Origin of the sequence: Streptomyces flavofungini (assembly GCF_041028215.1) — a bacterium.
Taxonomy (GTDB): Bacteria; Actinomycetota; Actinomycetes; order Streptomycetales; family Streptomycetaceae; genus Streptomyces; species Streptomyces flavofungini_B.
In genome coordinates this window covers 1-14,323 of sequence record NZ_JASKYR010000139.1, presented here as the reverse complement: position 1 = coordinate 14,323, position 14,323 = coordinate 1, and the positions used below count along the sequence as shown (strand labels likewise).

Genomic DNA, 14,323 nt, shown 5'->3' with positions numbered 1-14,323 from the left:
GGCCGGGTCCGGGTCCGGGTCAGGCAGTGACGGGACGAAGTCGCCGCGGTCGAGGACGGTCTCCAGCGCGTCCCTGATCAGCGGATCGCCCTTGCCGATGAGGTCGAGGAGCTGAGCACGGCTCGTGGGCCGGGCCAGCCGCGGGGTGACCTCGACGAAGAGCCTGCCGCCCGCCTCGTGCATCGGGACCATGGCCGTCAGCCGCCACATCGACAGGCCGAGCGGCTTCATGGCGTCGGTCATCATCTGCTGGTGGCCGACGGATACATAGACGTGGTTCTCCCCGTCGTCGGTCTCGGGCACCGGGAACAGCGTCGTGATCGGACGGCTCTGGACGATCCGGAACCCTCCGTCGTCATCGGCCAGGCACCATTCGATGTCCTGCGGGCGGCCGAAGTGCGCCTCGATGCGCCTGCCGAGCCGCACCAGCTCCACGGCCTCCGCGTCCGACAGCGACGGCAGTTCCCGCCGCCGCGCGTCGAGTGTGACGTCCTTTGTGCCGCCGCCCGGCAGGGCGTACACGGCCCGCTGCTTCGCTGCGATCGTCCTGGCGACGACCTCGCCGTCCCGCACCTTGAAGACGTCGGGGTTCACCAGACCGGAGACCAGGGCCTCGCCGAGGCCGAACCCGGCGTCCACGGTGGCGGCTGTGCGGTCACCCGTGACGGGGTCGGCCGTGAACAGGATGCCGGAGGCGCGCGGCAGAACCATCCGCTGCACGACGACGGCCATGTCGACCGTACGGTGATCGATGCCGTTGCGCTGGCGGTAGGTCACCGCGCGCTCGGTGAACAGCGAGGCCCAGCACCGGCTGACGTGCCGCAGGATCTCGGCGGACCCGATGACGTTCAGGTAGGTGTCCTGCTGTCCGGCGAAGGAGGCGGTAGGCAGGTCCTCGGCCGTCGCGCTGGACCGGACGGCACAGGCGGCCCGCTCGTCGAGCCGCGCGAGGGCGCCGGTGATCGCCGCCGCGAGACCGTCGGGGACGGGCGTTCCTTCGATGCTCCGGCGGATGTCCGCGCTGAGGGCGCGGAGCGCCTCCCGGTCGTCGGGGTCCAACGCCGCCAACCGCTCCAGTCGCTCGTCGAGCATCGGCACGTCGGCCATGACCCGCCGGAACGCGCCCGTGGTCACACAGAAGCCGTCCGGCACCCGGACGCCCTCGATCCGCGAAAGCTCCCCCAGGTGGGCACCCTTGCCGCCGACGTCCGCGATCCGCGTCCCGTCGACGTCCTGGAGACCCACCACATACCGCTCGCTCACCGCGACACCCCCGCCGATCTCATGTTCCGTCATACGTGCACCGCTCCGGCCGATCGAACCACCAACGCCTCCGGCGCTGCCGGCACCACTCACGTCGAGCCCTCATTTCCGCAGGTTGTGGCCACGGCGGAGGATTCTGCGGCATCCGGGGGGCCTTGCCGCAAGCCCCCTGGTGCGCTATAAATTAAGAGCGGCAAGGAGAGGGCTCTCCTTGCCTTTCTTCTTTTCCACCCCCTTTTTCCCACCCCTGCCTCCCACCCTCGCGGCCCGATGTCCGCGCGCGGCGTCAGTGGTGTGGTGTCCGCGTCCCGAGCCATTCCCCGACGGTGACGACGTCCGCCCACTGCGGGAACAGCCGGTCGACGAGGACCCGGTGCAGCTCCGGATCGGGGTCCAGGCAGGCGTCGGAGAGGACGGTGAGGCCGAAGTCGAGGTCGTTCGCCCCGCACAGGGTGGACAGCACGACGGCGCTGGTGGCGATGCCGGTGAGGACGAGGTTCTCGATGCCGCGCGCCCGCAGCACCACGTCGAGGTCACTGCCGGAGAACGCGCTCGCCCGCCGCTTGGTGACCACCACCTCGCCGGGCAGCGGCGCGACGTCGGGGTGGATCTCGGTGCCCGGTTCGCCCGCGACGAAGAGCCCGGCCCGTGCGATGGCGGCGAGCGGCCTGTTGCGGGCACCGACCTCGGGGAAACCCGGACGCAGCGCGATGACCACGTAGATCACGGGGATGCCCGCCGACCGGGCGCCGTCGATCGCCGCGCGCAGGCGCGGCAGATATCCCGAGCCGTCGTCGACCAGGTCCACGACGGCCCGCTGGACGTCCATCACGAGTAATGCGTTGCTCATAACGTCTGGAGCAACGATGTCCCCTCGACGCCGTCACGGGAAGGCCGCGTCACGGGAAGGCCGCGTCACGGGAGGGCTTCGCGCAGCGGTGACACGAGGAAGTGGGCGCGGGACGCGCTCCGGAACCGTACGACCCTGCCGTCGACGCCGAACACCTCCCGTACCAGGGCCTCGGTCAGCACCCGTTCGGGCTGCCCCTCGGCAACCACCGTGCCCCGGTGGAGCACGATGACGTGCTGGGCGTAGTGCAGGGCGAGGTCCAGGGAGTGGAGTGCGGCGACGACGGTGTGGCCGCCGCCGGTCGCGAGGTCGAGGACGTCGAATTGGTGGGCGAGGTCCAGGTGGTTCGTCGGCTCGTCCAGGACGAGGACCTCGGGGTCGGCGACCAGTGCGCGGGCCAGCAGGACCCGTTGGCGCTCGCCGCCCGAGAGGGTGTGCGCCATGCGCTCGGCCAGGGGCAGGGCACCCGCGCGGCACAGCGCCCGGTCGACGGTCTCCCGGATCTCCGGCCGGGGGTCCCGCGCCCAGCTCTGGCGCCGGGTCGCGGTCAGGCCCAGTTCCACCAGCTCGGCGGCGGTCAGCTCCGGTGCGGGGCCGGCTTCCTGCGGGAGCACACCGATGCGGCGGGCGCGTTCGCGTGGCCGCATGCGCAGGAGGTCGTCGTCGCCGATGCGGACCTCTCCGGTGCGCCGGGCGGCGGCGCCGGTGAAGGAGCCGAGCAGCGTGGACTTTCCGCTGCCGTTGGGACCCACGAGCGCGGTGAGCCCTCCGGCGGGGACGTGGGCGTCGATGCCGTGCAGCACAGGGGTGCGGCCGAGGTGCACGGTGAGAGCGCGAACGGTCAGGGCGGTGGGGTCGGTCAACTGGCCCTCCCCGTACGGCGTACCACGAGGACGAAGGCCGGTACTCCGATCAGGGCCGTCAGGATGCCCACCGGCAGCTCGACGGGGGCGAGCAGCATGCGGGCCCCGGTGTCGGCGAGCAGCATCAGCAGGGCACCGACGAGCAGCGCGACGGGCAGGATTCTGCGGTGCGCTCCGCCCACCAGCATGCGGGCGAGGTTGGGGACGACGAGTCCGACGAAGCCGATGGTGCCGGAGATCGCGACGACGGTGCCGGTGAGGACGGCGGCCACCGCGAAGACGCCGACGCGGGTGCGGCCGGGGTGGATGCCGAGGGCGGCTGCCGTGGTGTCGCCGAGTGCGAGCAGGTCCAGTCGGCGCACGAGGAACGGCAGCACCGCGAGGACGGCGACGACGGGCACGGCAGCGATGCGCAGGAGCTGCCAGTTGGCGCCGGACAGGCTGCCGAGCAGCCAGTACATGACCTGCTGGGTGGCCTCGCCGTCGCCGGTGCGCAGGATGAGGAAGGAGGTGATGCCGGAGAGCAGATGGCCGACGGCGATGCCCACCATGACGAGCCGGGAGGCGGAGAGCCCGGCCAGCGATGTCGCGCACAGGAACACCGCCGTTCCGGCCGCGGCGGCCCCGGTGAAGGCACCGAGCGGCAGCGTGAGTCCCGCGGCGGTGCCGATGCCGAGCGTGGTGATGACGGTGACGGTGCCGAGGGACGCTCCTGAGGAGAGTCCCAGGGTGAACGGGTCGGCGATGGGGTTGCCCACGAGCACCTGGACGAGGACTCCGGCCGCCGCGAGGCCCGCGCCCACGAGCAGGGCCTCCAGGACGCGTGGCACCCGTAGCTGCCAGATGATGAAGTCGTCCCCGGTGGTGGCGGTGCCACCGACGCCCCGCGCGACCGCCGAGAGCACCTGGCCCGGCGGGATCACGACGGCTCCGACACCGACCGCGAGCACGGCGGCCGCCACGGTCACCGCCGTCAGGGCGATCACCGCCGCGGTGATCGGCACGCCGCCGAGGAGGCCGGAGACCCGGCGCCGGGGCGCCGCCGTTCGCTCGCCGCGGGCGGACAGGTCCACCGGGCCCACCGGGTCCAGGATGTCCACCGGGTCCACCGGTGGGGTCCGCCGCGTCATGAGGAGGCCTTCTCGACGGCCTCGGCCACGGTCCGCACCGCTTGGGCGCTGAGCACGCTGGGCGAGAGCAGGATGCTCTGCGGTATGGCGATGACGTGGTCGTTCTTGACCGCGTCCGTGTCCGCGAGCAGGGGGCTCGATTTGATCGCCGCGATGAGCTGACGGCCCGACTGCCGGGAGAAACCGGTCACGGCGAGGATGACTTCCGGGTTGCTCCTGGTCACCTCCTCGGCCGACAGCGTCGCGAAGTCGGCGAGCGTCGAGGCCGCGACGTTCCGGCCGCCCGCCATGGTGATGACGCCGTTGGCGAAGCTGGACCCGCCGCTGGTGTGGATCCCCGCCCCGCCGGTCGGCGCCGCGGACAGGCTCAGGACGGGTACCTCGTCCGACCCCGCGTGCCGCGCCGGGGCCGTCCCCGCGGCGGCCTCGCGCCGCATCTCGGCGATGAGCGACTTCCCCTTGCCCGGTACGCGGAAGACCTCGGCGAGGTGGGCGATGTAGCGGTAGGTGGCGTCGATGCCGGTGGAGACGCCCTTGGCGGTGTCGCAGGCGACCATCGCGGCGATGCCGTTGCGCGCGAGCTGCTCCTGGGTGGGGGTGCCGTCGAAGGAGCCGAGTTCGTACCGCGAGATGCCGGTCACGAGCTCCGGCTCGGCCGCGATCACCGTCTCCTTGTCGGCCGTCGTGCGGCTCAGCACCGGAAGGGCGTCGAGCTTCTCGCGCAGCGCCCCGGAGAAATCGGCCTTGAACTCGGTTGCGGCCGTCCCCACGATCCTGTCCTCCAGGCCGAGGGCGACGAGGAACGCCGCGGCTCCCGCGTCCAGGGTGACCACTCGTTCCGGGGCGTTGTCGAGCTTCGCGGTGGCGGGGCAGTCCGCACCCGCGTCCGTGCCCGTGCCCTTCGCGCCGCCCGGTTCCTCCCTCCCCGGGCGGTCCGGGTCCGACGCGGACGACCCGGCATCCGTTGCGGCGGACCCGGAGGACGCGGGCGGCGACGTGGCGCAGCCCGCCGAGCCGCCCAGGAGAACGAGGAGGGCTGCGGCGTGCACGGCGGTGTTGCGGAAGGGGGACACCGTTTCGACTACCTCTCAGGCGTTGCGGACCGATGCCAGGCAGCGGCCTGCGGAAGTGCCTGACAGAGAAGTAGTCGTGCCGTGTGTGCGGTGAGTTCCGGGCAGTTCGTCGGGGCGCGGCAGCGCAGCATCTCCAGGGGCAGCCCAGGGGCGCTGCCTGTTCCAACTGCCGCGCCACGGCGACCATCTCGGTGGAGATGTCGATGCCGAGCACCTCCGTGGCGCCACGGCGCCGGAAGTCACGGGTGCAGAAGCCGGTGCCGCAGGCGCCGCCCCGGATTCGCGAACAAACCGAACCGTCGAGAGCGTCAGGCTACGGGCACAGATCCGCAGCGACACTTTCGCCCAATTCGCATCCCTGGGATATTCAGCGAACGCACGGCCGCACAACCAGCCCGGACCATCCGAATTCGCTGAGGACATCGCGAAATGACACCCCGCCAGCCATAACTCGGCTTCAGCAAGCAGCAGTTCATGGGCGCCTCATCCGAACCCCTTTCCTTCGCCATGAAGTCGGAAACAGGAGCCGCACCGGCATCTCCGCCCGCCCCGTGCCCGCCGATCAGCGCCGCAGGCAGCGCGACCAGCAGCCCGCACCCCACACCTTTTATCCACCTTGTGAGCGCTATGCACCTTTTAGCGCCTCGGACGCGATCGACGCCGGTCCGGTTGCAGTGAAATGGGTCACGCCCGCCGACCCGCCCGACACGGGCGTCCTGCGCACCTTTCGTTCCCCACAAAGAAAGTTGAGTTTATCGATCAAGGAAGGCGGTCGTTTCTGATCTTTGGAAACGCGCCGCGGGCATTCATCAATGGAATTCGGGACTTGTTCCGTCCGCGCTTTCTCGCCTAACGTCACCGTCAATCCCGGACGGAACGCCGAATCCTGCCGCTGTCCGGAATCCTTCCGACCCACTCACATGACGCACGGCAGGAGCGGGGGAACCAGGTAAGCCGCCGGTCCCGATCACGGAACGGCTCGGGGTGAAGTCGTGCGCCCGGCGCGCGACCGGACATCTCCCGTCCGAACCCGACAGCTCACCTCGCAGGCGACGGAGAGGACCTAGTCATGCCCGCAAAGGGAAAGCACCGCCGCCCCAAGTCCAGCACGCTCAACCGCGGCATCGCCGCCGCGGGCACGGGCGGGGCCGTGCTCGTCCTGCCGGTGCTCGGTGCGACCGCCGCCCACGCCGCACCGGCCGCCACCGCCACCGTCGCCAAGCCCGCCGCGGGCCCCTCGACCTATGTCGTGGTCGCGGGAGACTCCCTCTCCGGGATCGCCGACAAGCACTCCGTGAGCGGTGGCTGGGAGAGCCTGTTCAAGAACAACCGGGACGTACTCGGTGACAACCCGGGCCTGATCCACCCGGGCCTCAAGCTCACCCTCGGCACGAAGGGCGCGGCCGAGCCCCAGCGGGCCGACCAGCGCGCGGACCGCTCCGAGCGCGACGACGCGGCCGCCGCCCGGCCCGCCGCGGCTCCGGCGAAGAAGACCTACACCAACGACCTCGACGGCTGGATCAAGGAGTCGCTCGACATCCTGGCCCAGCACGGCATCCCCGGCACCTACGAGGGCATCCACCGCAATGTCATGCGTGAGTCCTCCGGCAACCCGCTGGCCATCAACAACTGGGACTCCAACGCCGTCGCCGGCACCCCGTCCAAGGGTCTGCTCCAGGTCATCGCGCCCACCTTCGCCGCCTACCACGTGCCCGGCACGTCGCTGGACAGCTACGACCCGGTCGCCAACATCACCGCCGCCTGCAACTACGCGGCCGACCGCTACGGCTCGATCGACAACGTGAACGGTCCGTACTAGACCGTCCGTACTAGACCGTCGGCAGCGCGGCGGCACCACCGAACCGCACCCTGAGCCCCGGCACACCCCGTGTCCGGGGCTCAGCGCTGTCCGGGCGGCGTCGCGACCGGGTCGCCCGTGACATAGCGCGTCAGCATCGTGACGAGTTCGTCCTCGAACCGGCCTATGTCCACCCGGTCCGGTCCCGCCATCACCCGGTGCACCACCATCTCCACCGTGGAGACCACGAGCCGGGCGGCCACGTCGATGTCGGCGACGCGCACCTCCGGATGGTTCCGGAGCAGCTTGCGGGCATAGGCGATCCGCCGCTGTTCGTGCCGGGCGACCCGATCGAGCAACTCCGGTGCGCGAGGCCCCTGTTCCATCATCACGCGGAGCAACTGCGGGTCCTCGCGGTGGTTCTCGATCGCCGCCCGTACGTAGAAGCGCATGATGCCCTCGATGGACTCCGGCAGCGCGTCGTCCTGGTCCAGGGGTGCGGCGTTCATCCCGGCGTCGAGGTGCCGGGTCAGCAGCTCGACCAGGATGGCGTCCTTGTTCGGGTAGTACTGGTAGAGCGATCCGATCGACACCCGGGCCCGCTCAGCGATCCGGTTGGTGGTCCCCGCCGCATAGCCGTACTCGGCGAAAACGTGAGCAGCGGCGTCGAGGATGCGCTGCCGGGTGAGCTCGGCGCGGACCTGACGGGGCCGCTTACGTGGCTGAAGTCCACGGCGGTCGGACGACACGGCACCTCCTGCGCACGGCCGTGAAAGCGAGTAGCGCACGACCTGAGTAATTGCTCACAATACTGCCATGAACTGCGGCGATGTGGATCCGAGCAGCCGTGGTCACCCACTGTCGCGCCTGCCGAAGGAAGCTGCCATGACGCATGCCCTCACGCGCCCTCGCAGGGTCTCCCCCGAGGAGGTCCTGGCCCGGCTCGGGCAGCCCGAGCCGATGGTCGCAGCGAAGGTGAAGCACCGTATCGACCACTACTTCCGCCACTTCATCGCCCACTCCCCCTTCCTGACGATGGCCACGGCCGACGCGGCCGGGCGCACCGACTGCTCACCCCGCGGTGACTACCCCGGCTTCGTGAAGGTCCTCGACGAGCACACGCTCGCCCTCCCCGACCGCCCCGGCAACAAGATCGCCGACTCCTTCCGCAACCTCTTCGAGAACGACGGCGTCGGACTGTGCTTCCTGGTCCCCGGCATGCGGGAGGTCCTGCGCGTCAACGGCAGCGGCTACGTCACCGACGAGCCGGATGTGCTGGTGCGGATGCGCACCGAGGCCAAACAGCCGGAGCTGGCGATCGTCGTCGAGGTGGCGGAGGCGTACTTCCACTGCGGGCGGGCGCTCATCCGCTCCCGGCTGTGGGACCCCGCCAGCCAGGCTCTCGCCGACGACATGCCTTCGCTCGGTGAGATCGCGGCGGCCCAGTTCGGTGTCGACGTCGATCCGGCCGCGCTCGAATCGGCCCTGGAAGACGGCTACCGCAAGCTCTACTGACCGGCCCTGCCGGTCGCGCCGACCGCCGACCGCCGACCGCCGACCGCCGACCGCCGACCGCCGAAGGAGACTTCCATGCAGGCATCCACGCAGACACCCATGCAGCAGGCCGTCCTCGCACGCATCGACCGGGTCACCGATGACGTCGTTGCCCTCACCCTCGCCGCCGACGCCGACGAAGGGGAGCTGGCTCCCTGGGAGCCCGGCGCGCACATCGATCTGTCCCTGCCCAACTGGCTGACCCGGCAGTACTCGTTGTGCGGTGACCCCGCCGACCGTGCCACCTACCGGGTCGCCGTGCGGTACGACCCGCTCAGCCGGGGCGGCTCGGAGTACGTCCACCGGTTCCTGCGCCCGGGACGGCGACTTGGGGTCTCACTGCCCCGCAACCACTTCCCGCTCGTGGCCGCCCCGCGCTACCTCTTCCTCGCGGGCGGCATCGGCATCACCCCCCTGCTGCCGATGCTGCGCGCCGCCCGCGCGCGTCAACTCCCGGCGGAACTGGTGTACTCGGGGCCGACCGCGGAGAGCATGCCCTTCGCCGACGAGCTGCGCCCGCTGAGCGGCGTACGCATCGTGGAGACCAAACGGCAGGGCAGGCAGGACCTGGAAGCCCTCGCCGCCACCCTGGAGGGCGACACCCTGGTCTACTGCTGCGGCCCCGCGTCCATGCTGGCCGCGGCCGAGGCGGTGTTCCCCGTCGAGCGGCTGCACACCGAGCGGTTCCAGCCGGTGGCCAGGGCCTTCGGTCCCGACACGGCCTTCGAGGCGGTCTGCGCCCGGTCGGGCGGCACCGTCGCGGTCCCGGCCGACGAGTCGCTGCTCGACGCCCTCGCCCACGCCGGGCGCCCCCTCCCCTCCGGGTGCCGCGAGGGCGTCTGCGGCAGTTGCGAGATCACCGTCCTGGACGGTGCGCCCGAGCACCGGGACGACATCGGCGCCCCCGAGGGCCGGATGTATCCCTGCGTGTCCCGGGCGCTGTCCCCGCGGCTCGTCCTCGACCTCTGAGGCCCGCCGGTCCGGTCATCCGACCCTGCCATCCGGTTCGGTCCTGTCACTCGGCCTTGTCGGCGAAGGGGCCGCCCTCGCCGAACACGAGCCGCGCGAAGTTCTCGCCGATGCGGCGGTGCCCCTCGGGACCGGGGTGGATCCCGTCCGGCAGTGGGAACTCGGCGTGGTCGCGCTCGCCGTAGAGTTCGCGGCCGTCGAGGTAGTACAGGTTGGGGTCGTCGGCCGCGCGCTGCCGGACGACCTCGGCGAGTGCGTCCCGGATGACGTTGAGCGTCAGGCGCCCGGCGGCCCGCTCGGCCGGGTCGCCGGTGGCCTTGAACCGCAGGGTCCCGCCCTCGAAGTCGGGCATGAGCGGCCCGGGTGTGTCCTCCTGGACCGGGCAGAGGACGGCGGAGACGACCAGCAGGGGCGCCGTCGGATGTCCTTCCCGGATGGTGTCGAGGAAGCCGTGGACGGCGGGGGTGAACGCGCGCAGCCGCATCACGTCGGCGTTGACGACGTTGATGCCGATCTTGAGGCTGATCAGGTCCGCCGGGGTGTCCCGCAGGGCGCGTGCGGTGAAGGGGTCGAGCAGCGCGCTGCCGCCGAACCCGAGATTGACGAGCTCCACGTCGCCCCGCGAGGCGGCCAGCGCGGGCCAGGTGCCGGTCGGATGGGCGGCGTTCGAGCCGTGGCTGATGGAACTGCCGTGGTGCAGCCACACCTTGCGGCCCTTGTCCGGTGCCGTCTCGACCGGGGCGTCGGTGCGCAGGGTGATCAGTTCGGTGATCTCCGTGTGCGGGAGCCAGATCTCGATGTCCTTGTCACCCGGGGGCAGACCGGCGAACCGGGCGGTGCCGGGCGGCCCTTCCCGCAGCTCCGCGGACTGGGTGGCCATGTCGGTGACCGTACGGAGGTTGCCGCCGTCCACCGTGGCCTGCGCGGTGAGACTGCCGTCGACCAGCAGGTCGTACACGCCGTCCGGCAGGGGCGGGAAGCCTTGGTAGGCCCGCTTCGTGGGCAGCGTGTCCAGTTCGACGGTCGTGGCCCGGGTGCGGAACGCCAGACGTACGCCGGAGGGCTGCGCCTCGGCGACGGCCAGCTGGTCGTCGGGGATCTGGCGGCGGGCGCGGGCGGGCAGGCGGTGCGGCAGCAGGCCGTGCGCGGTCCGCTCGATGTCGAGGTGCCCGCGCAGCAGGTCCGCGGTGACGGGGGTGGTGATCAGACCGGGATCAACGTCGTTCATGATTTCAGCGCCTTGCCTCGTGGTGCGTTGCGTTGGCTCGTAGTGCGGTTGCCTTGCGGTGCGGTGCGACACCTCGTGGTGCGTTGCGGTGTCACTGCTCGCCCTGCGTCGCGTCCTTTCGTCTCGTGCGCAGCATCACGTCGAGGGAGTCCAGGACCCAGTCCCACGACTCCCGCGCGTCGACGGGGGTGTGGCTGAAGCCACCGGCGAGCTCCAGGCTGACGTAACCGTGGAAGACGGCGCCCAGCATCCGGACCGCGTGCGTCTGGTCCGGCTCCGCCAGGTCGTAGCCGCGCAGGATCGCCCGCGTCATCTGCGAGTGCCGCACACCGGCGCTCGCGGCGGCCGTCTCGGGGTCGAGCCTGAGGCGGGTCGCGTCATAGCGCCCGGGATGCTCTCTGGCGTAGTCCCGGTAGGCCTCCGCGGTGGCGGCCAGGGCGTCCTTCGCGGCTCGCCCCGCCACGGCGTCGGCGACCCGGTCGGCCAGCTCCTCAAGTGCCAGCAGGGCGATCCTGGTCTTGAGCTCGTGGGAGTTCTTCAGGTGCGAGTAGAGACTCGCGACCTTGACGTCGAACCGCCGGGCGAGCGCCGAGAGGGTGACGTGCTCGAAGCCGACCTCGTCGGCCAGCTCCGCCCCCGCCCGGGTCAGCCGGTCCGGGGTCAGCCCCGCTCTCACCATAGCCTTCATCCCGTCTGCCGACAACCATTAACCATTTGCCTAAACCCTATAGGAAACCTAGCCTATCTTTCATGAGACCGCTGACCGAGCAAGAGATCCGTACCGCGTTCGTGAACTGCAGCAAGGGTGAGGCCAAGCGCCTCTCCGTCCCCCGCGACCTGGCCGAGCGCCCCTGGGACGACCTGGACTTCCTCGGCTGGCGGGACCCGCAGTCCCCGGGCAGGGCCTACCTCGCCGCCGACCTGGACGGCCGCACGGTGGCGCTCGCGATGCGCTCCCCCAGCGCCGGACCCTCACAGACGCGGCGCAGCATGTGTTCGCTGTGCATGACCACCCATACCGGGGGCGTGTCGCTGATGGTCGCCGGGAAGGCGGGCAAGGCCGGTAAGCAGGGCGACTCCGTGGGCGCCTACATGTGCAGCGACCTGGCCTGTTCCCTGTACGTGCGGGGGAAGAAGGACGCGGGCATGGGCGCGCGGTTCCATGAGTCGCTGACCGTGGAGGAGCAGAACCAGCGGACCATGGCGAACCTCGCCGCCTTCATCGCCTCGGTCGTCGCCTAGAGCCGCAGGTCGGTGTACAGCAGATGGTGGTCCGAGTAGTCGGTGGGCCGTACGCGGTGCTTGAGCGGGGCGATGCCGCGCAGGAAGACGTAGTCGAACTTGCTCTGCCAGTCGGTGGTCGGCTCGCAGGTGGCGGCGGGCGGACGGCACTCGGGGTCGGTGTCCTCGGCCAGTTTCCAGAGCGGGGCCAGCTCGGGGGCGTCCGGGACGGCGTTGAGGTCGCCGATGACGATCGCGGTGTCGCGGCGGGCGAGCTGCGCGGCGAGCACCTTGGCCTGCTTCGCCCGGACCGCCTCCTGGCTCCGCTGGGCCAGGTGCGTGTTGAAGATCCGTACGGACTTGCCTCCCACCCGGGTGGTGACCGCCAGGTATCCGCGGTCCTCGGAGCCGCCGTCGGGGTACTCCACGGCGACGCGGTCGGTCATCGGCGCCGCCGAGAGGATCGCCTGGCCGAAGGCTCCGGGGCTCCACGGCGCGCCCCCGCAGCGGCCCCAGTCGCGCAGCACCGTGCCGTACTCGACGTGGTAGGCGAGACCGTAGAAGCGTCGCAGGTAGTCCCGGATCCTCTCCACGTCGCGTACGCACGCTTCCTGCATGCCGACGACCTGCGGCGCGTACGTGGCGATCTCCGCCGCCCGGTCGGCGTTGCTCTCGTCGCAGGGGTTGCAGATGTTCCACGTCATGACCCGGTTCGGCACGACCTCTTCGGCGGCGTCGACGGGCAGCGACCTGATGAAGAGGGCGCCGCTCGGTGCGCTGGGCCCGAGGAGCACCAGACAGACCACGGCCATGGCGGTCGCGAACAACCGCGTGCCCCTTGCGAGCACCACCATCGCCCTCCTTGATATCGGTCGAGCCATGTGGCTGCACACGGCACCCGCCTCTGCGCGCAAGATTATGCGACGGGCTCGTCAGCGATACAGGCCGATCCCCGCCCGAGCGCCGCGGTAGGCGGCCGTAGCGCTCTCGACGAACGAGCGGAGCAGCGGATTGCCGTCCCCCTTGTTCCACACCGCGACGACGCGGCTCGGCGCCATGTCGAGCAGCGGTACGGCGACCAGCCCGGCGGGCAGGTCGTGGCCCAGCGCGGCTCGCCGCCGTGCCAGTACGACTGTCAGAGCGGGTCCGTTCCGCTCGGGAAGCGGAACCAGCGGCGCTCCCGCAGGTCGGCCAGTCGCAGCCCGTCCCCGCGGGCCAGCGGGTCGTCGGCGCGCAGCACCGCGCCCACCGGGTCGGTACGCAGTTCACGTACCGTCAGGGCGCTCTCGTCGAACGGCGCCCGCGTCAGGGCGATGTCGACGAGTCCCGCGCGCAATCCGCAGGTGGGTTCGGTCAGATCGGTGTCGCGGACATGGATGGCGGCATCGGGGCGGCTCCGGCGACAGGCGTCGGCCAGCCTGGCCGCCCCCTGGTCGGTGCCGTCGCCGAGGATTCCGACGGTGAGAGCGGTCGGCCCGGTCGAGCAGGTCCCGCGCCTCGTCGAGCAGCACGGCGCCCGCGGCGGTGAGCGCGACACCGGTGGGCGAGCGGATGAACAGCGGGGCGCCGACCTCGGTCTCCAGGCCCTTGACCGCGCGGCTCAGCGGCGGCTGGCTCATATGCAGTCGGGTGGCGGCCCGGCCGAAGTGGAGTTCCTCGGCGACGGCCACGAAGTAGCGCAGGGTGCGTAGCTCCACGCTGCGACGACACCCACGGGGTATCGGAGCCGCCGCATGGGTCTTGGACAGATCGCGGGTCCCGGCGGTGCACTCGGAGCATGTCCCACGACGAAACGAAGACCAGCGCACCGCACCCCACGGCCGCGACACCGGGGGCCTCCCCCGCCGTCTCCGTGGTCGGCCCTGACGGCGGCGAAAGAATCACCCTGGGGACCACGCGGATGCGTGTCCTCGAAGACGGCAGCCACACCGGACACCGCCTCGCCATCGCCGGGTCCGTCCTGGCCCCGCACTCCTTCGCCAACGCACCATGGGCCGCTACGAGACCGTCCCCGCAGGTGCCGCGAGAGCGGGAACGAGACCGGTGACCGGACGCCCCTGACGGTAGAGCTCCCTGCGCGCGCCGTGCACCGTGCGCCGCGCGAAGCAGAGGGACCCGGCGGGCGCGTGGCACGTCGTACAGGCCACGGAGTAGACGCCGTGGCGGAAGCGGGCGTGCATCGCGTGCGCCGCATCGTGGGCGGCGTCCGCGGCGCGGCCGGGACCGAGACCGCGTTCGGACGGGCGGAATGCGGTTCTCATACGGGTCCTCTCCTCATCCGGGCGTCCCTCCCGTCTACCCACGGATCGCGCGCATGATCACTTGAGTGGGGGGCGAAAACAGGCCACTTCGAGGCCGCTGGCCGGAACAGCCG

The 14,323-nt window shown here is 71.2% G+C and carries 14 protein-coding genes, 4 pseudogenes and 1 riboswitch; of the genes and pseudogenes, 6 read left to right on the top strand and 12 right to left on the bottom strand.

Translation table 11 applies throughout. The features are described from left to right. The 6 genes and pseudogenes from AB8Z36_RS12585 to AB8Z36_RS12560 all read right to left on the bottom strand — a co-directional run. Positions 1 to 1,263, bottom strand: a 1,263-nt coding sequence (locus AB8Z36_RS12585) for a PEP/pyruvate-binding domain-containing protein (protein ID WP_369213341.1), incomplete at its 3' end; no start/stop codon positions are given. Positions 1,264 to 1,549: 286 nt separating this feature from the next. After that, positions 1,550 to 2,113 (bottom strand): cysteine hydrolase family protein, encoded by a 564-nt coding sequence (locus AB8Z36_RS12580; protein WP_369213339.1) that lies wholly within the window; start codon positions 2,111 to 2,113, stop codon positions 1,550 to 1,552. A gap of 335 nt (positions 2,114 to 2,448) precedes the next feature. Further along, positions 2,449 to 2,916, bottom strand: a pseudogene (locus tag AB8Z36_RS42285) (ABC transporter ATP-binding protein); the annotation flags it as partial. A 56-nt stretch (positions 2,917 to 2,972) separates the two neighbouring features. Then, positions 2,973 to 4,106 carry a FecCD family ABC transporter permease gene (locus AB8Z36_RS12570; protein WP_369213337.1) on the bottom strand — a complete coding sequence of 378 codons (1,134 nt, stop codon included), beginning with the start codon at positions 4,104 to 4,106 and terminating at the stop codon, positions 2,973 to 2,975. Continuing rightward, positions 4,103 to 5,179, bottom strand: a complete 1,077-nt coding sequence (locus AB8Z36_RS12565; protein WP_369213336.1) for an ABC transporter substrate-binding protein — start codon at positions 5,177 to 5,179, stop codon at positions 4,103 to 4,105. The genes AB8Z36_RS12570 and AB8Z36_RS12565 overlap by 4 nt, the downstream gene beginning before the upstream one ends. A 130-nt stretch (positions 5,180 to 5,309) precedes the next feature. Beyond that, positions 5,310 to 5,459: pseudogene (locus AB8Z36_RS12560) on the bottom strand (class I SAM-dependent methyltransferase); the annotation flags it as partial. Between the two features lie 271 nt (positions 5,460 to 5,730). On the opposite strand from AB8Z36_RS12560, the gene AB8Z36_RS12555 reads away from it, so the two are divergent. Then, entirely contained in the window at positions 5,731 to 5,961 is a 231-nt protein-coding gene (locus AB8Z36_RS12555; RefSeq protein WP_369213335.1) for a hypothetical protein, read from the top strand. Positions 5,962 to 6,078: 117 nt separating this feature from the next. Beyond that, a riboswitch (cyclic di-AMP (ydaO/yuaA leader) is annotated at positions 6,079 to 6,244 on the top strand. Positions 6,245 to 6,248: 4 nt separating this feature from the next. Beyond that, the gene (locus AB8Z36_RS12550; RefSeq protein WP_369213334.1) at positions 6,249 to 6,998 is read left to right on the top strand and encodes a transglycosylase SLT domain-containing protein; all 750 of its coding nucleotides are present in this window, start codon (positions 6,249 to 6,251) and stop codon (positions 6,996 to 6,998) included. An 80-nt stretch (positions 6,999 to 7,078) separates the two neighbouring features. Here the strand turns inward: AB8Z36_RS12550 and AB8Z36_RS12545 are convergent, their stop codons facing one another. After that, positions 7,079 to 7,726 carry a TetR/AcrR family transcriptional regulator gene (locus AB8Z36_RS12545; RefSeq protein ID WP_369213333.1) on the bottom strand — a complete coding sequence of 216 codons (648 nt, stop codon included), beginning with the start codon at positions 7,724 to 7,726 and terminating at the stop codon, positions 7,079 to 7,081. Between the two features lie 136 nt (positions 7,727 to 7,862). Between AB8Z36_RS12545 and AB8Z36_RS12540 the strand changes: the two genes are divergently transcribed. After that, the gene (locus AB8Z36_RS12540; protein ID WP_369213332.1) at positions 7,863 to 8,492 is read left to right on the top strand and encodes an MSMEG_1061 family FMN-dependent PPOX-type flavoprotein; all 630 of its coding nucleotides are present in this window, start codon (positions 7,863 to 7,865) and stop codon (positions 8,490 to 8,492) included. A gap of 99 nt (positions 8,493 to 8,591) precedes the next feature. Beyond that, positions 8,592 to 9,500, top strand: coding sequence for a PDR/VanB family oxidoreductase (locus tag AB8Z36_RS12535; protein WP_369213340.1), 909 nt, complete (start codon positions 8,592 to 8,594; stop codon positions 9,498 to 9,500). A 46-nt stretch (positions 9,501 to 9,546) separates the two neighbouring features. Here AB8Z36_RS12535 and AB8Z36_RS12530 read toward each other — a convergent pair whose 3' ends face one another. Together AB8Z36_RS12530 and AB8Z36_RS12525 are read right to left on the bottom strand one after the other, a co-directional pair. Continuing rightward, positions 9,547 to 10,728 (bottom strand): GDSL-type esterase/lipase family protein, encoded by a 1,182-nt coding sequence (locus tag AB8Z36_RS12530; protein ID WP_369213331.1) that lies wholly within the window; start codon positions 10,726 to 10,728, stop codon positions 9,547 to 9,549. A 91-nt stretch (positions 10,729 to 10,819) separates the two neighbouring features. Beyond that, a complete protein-coding gene (locus AB8Z36_RS12525) occupies positions 10,820 to 11,407 on the bottom strand; it encodes a TetR/AcrR family transcriptional regulator (protein WP_369213330.1) in 588 nt (195 codons plus the stop codon). A 71-nt stretch (positions 11,408 to 11,478) separates the two neighbouring features. Between AB8Z36_RS12525 and AB8Z36_RS12520 the strand changes: the two genes are divergently transcribed. Further along, positions 11,479 to 11,970 (top strand): FBP domain-containing protein, encoded by a 492-nt coding sequence (locus AB8Z36_RS12520; protein ID WP_369213329.1) that lies wholly within the window; start codon positions 11,479 to 11,481, stop codon positions 11,968 to 11,970. On the opposite strand, the gene AB8Z36_RS12515 is transcribed toward AB8Z36_RS12520, so the two are convergent. Together AB8Z36_RS12515 and AB8Z36_RS12510 are read right to left on the bottom strand one after the other, a co-directional pair. After that, on the bottom strand, positions 11,967 to 12,803 hold the full coding sequence (locus tag AB8Z36_RS12515) for an endonuclease/exonuclease/phosphatase family protein (RefSeq protein ID WP_369213328.1): 837 nt from the start codon (positions 12,801 to 12,803) through the stop codon (positions 11,967 to 11,969). The genes AB8Z36_RS12520 and AB8Z36_RS12515 overlap by 4 nt on opposite strands. Before the next feature lie 78 nt (positions 12,804 to 12,881). Continuing rightward, a pseudogene (locus AB8Z36_RS12510) lies at positions 12,882 to 13,646 on the bottom strand (LysR family transcriptional regulator). An 80-nt stretch (positions 13,647 to 13,726) separates the two neighbouring features. Here AB8Z36_RS12510 and AB8Z36_RS12505 point away from each other — a divergent pair. Further along, positions 13,727 to 13,924, top strand: a pseudogene (locus AB8Z36_RS12505) (cupin domain-containing protein); the annotation flags it as partial. 22 nt (positions 13,925 to 13,946) lie between these two features. Here the strand turns inward: AB8Z36_RS12505 and AB8Z36_RS12500 are convergent. After that, on the bottom strand, positions 13,947 to 14,210 hold the full coding sequence (locus AB8Z36_RS12500; protein ID WP_369213342.1) for a hypothetical protein: 264 nt from the start codon (positions 14,208 to 14,210) through the stop codon (positions 13,947 to 13,949). Positions 14,211 to 14,323: the final 113 nt, after the last annotated feature.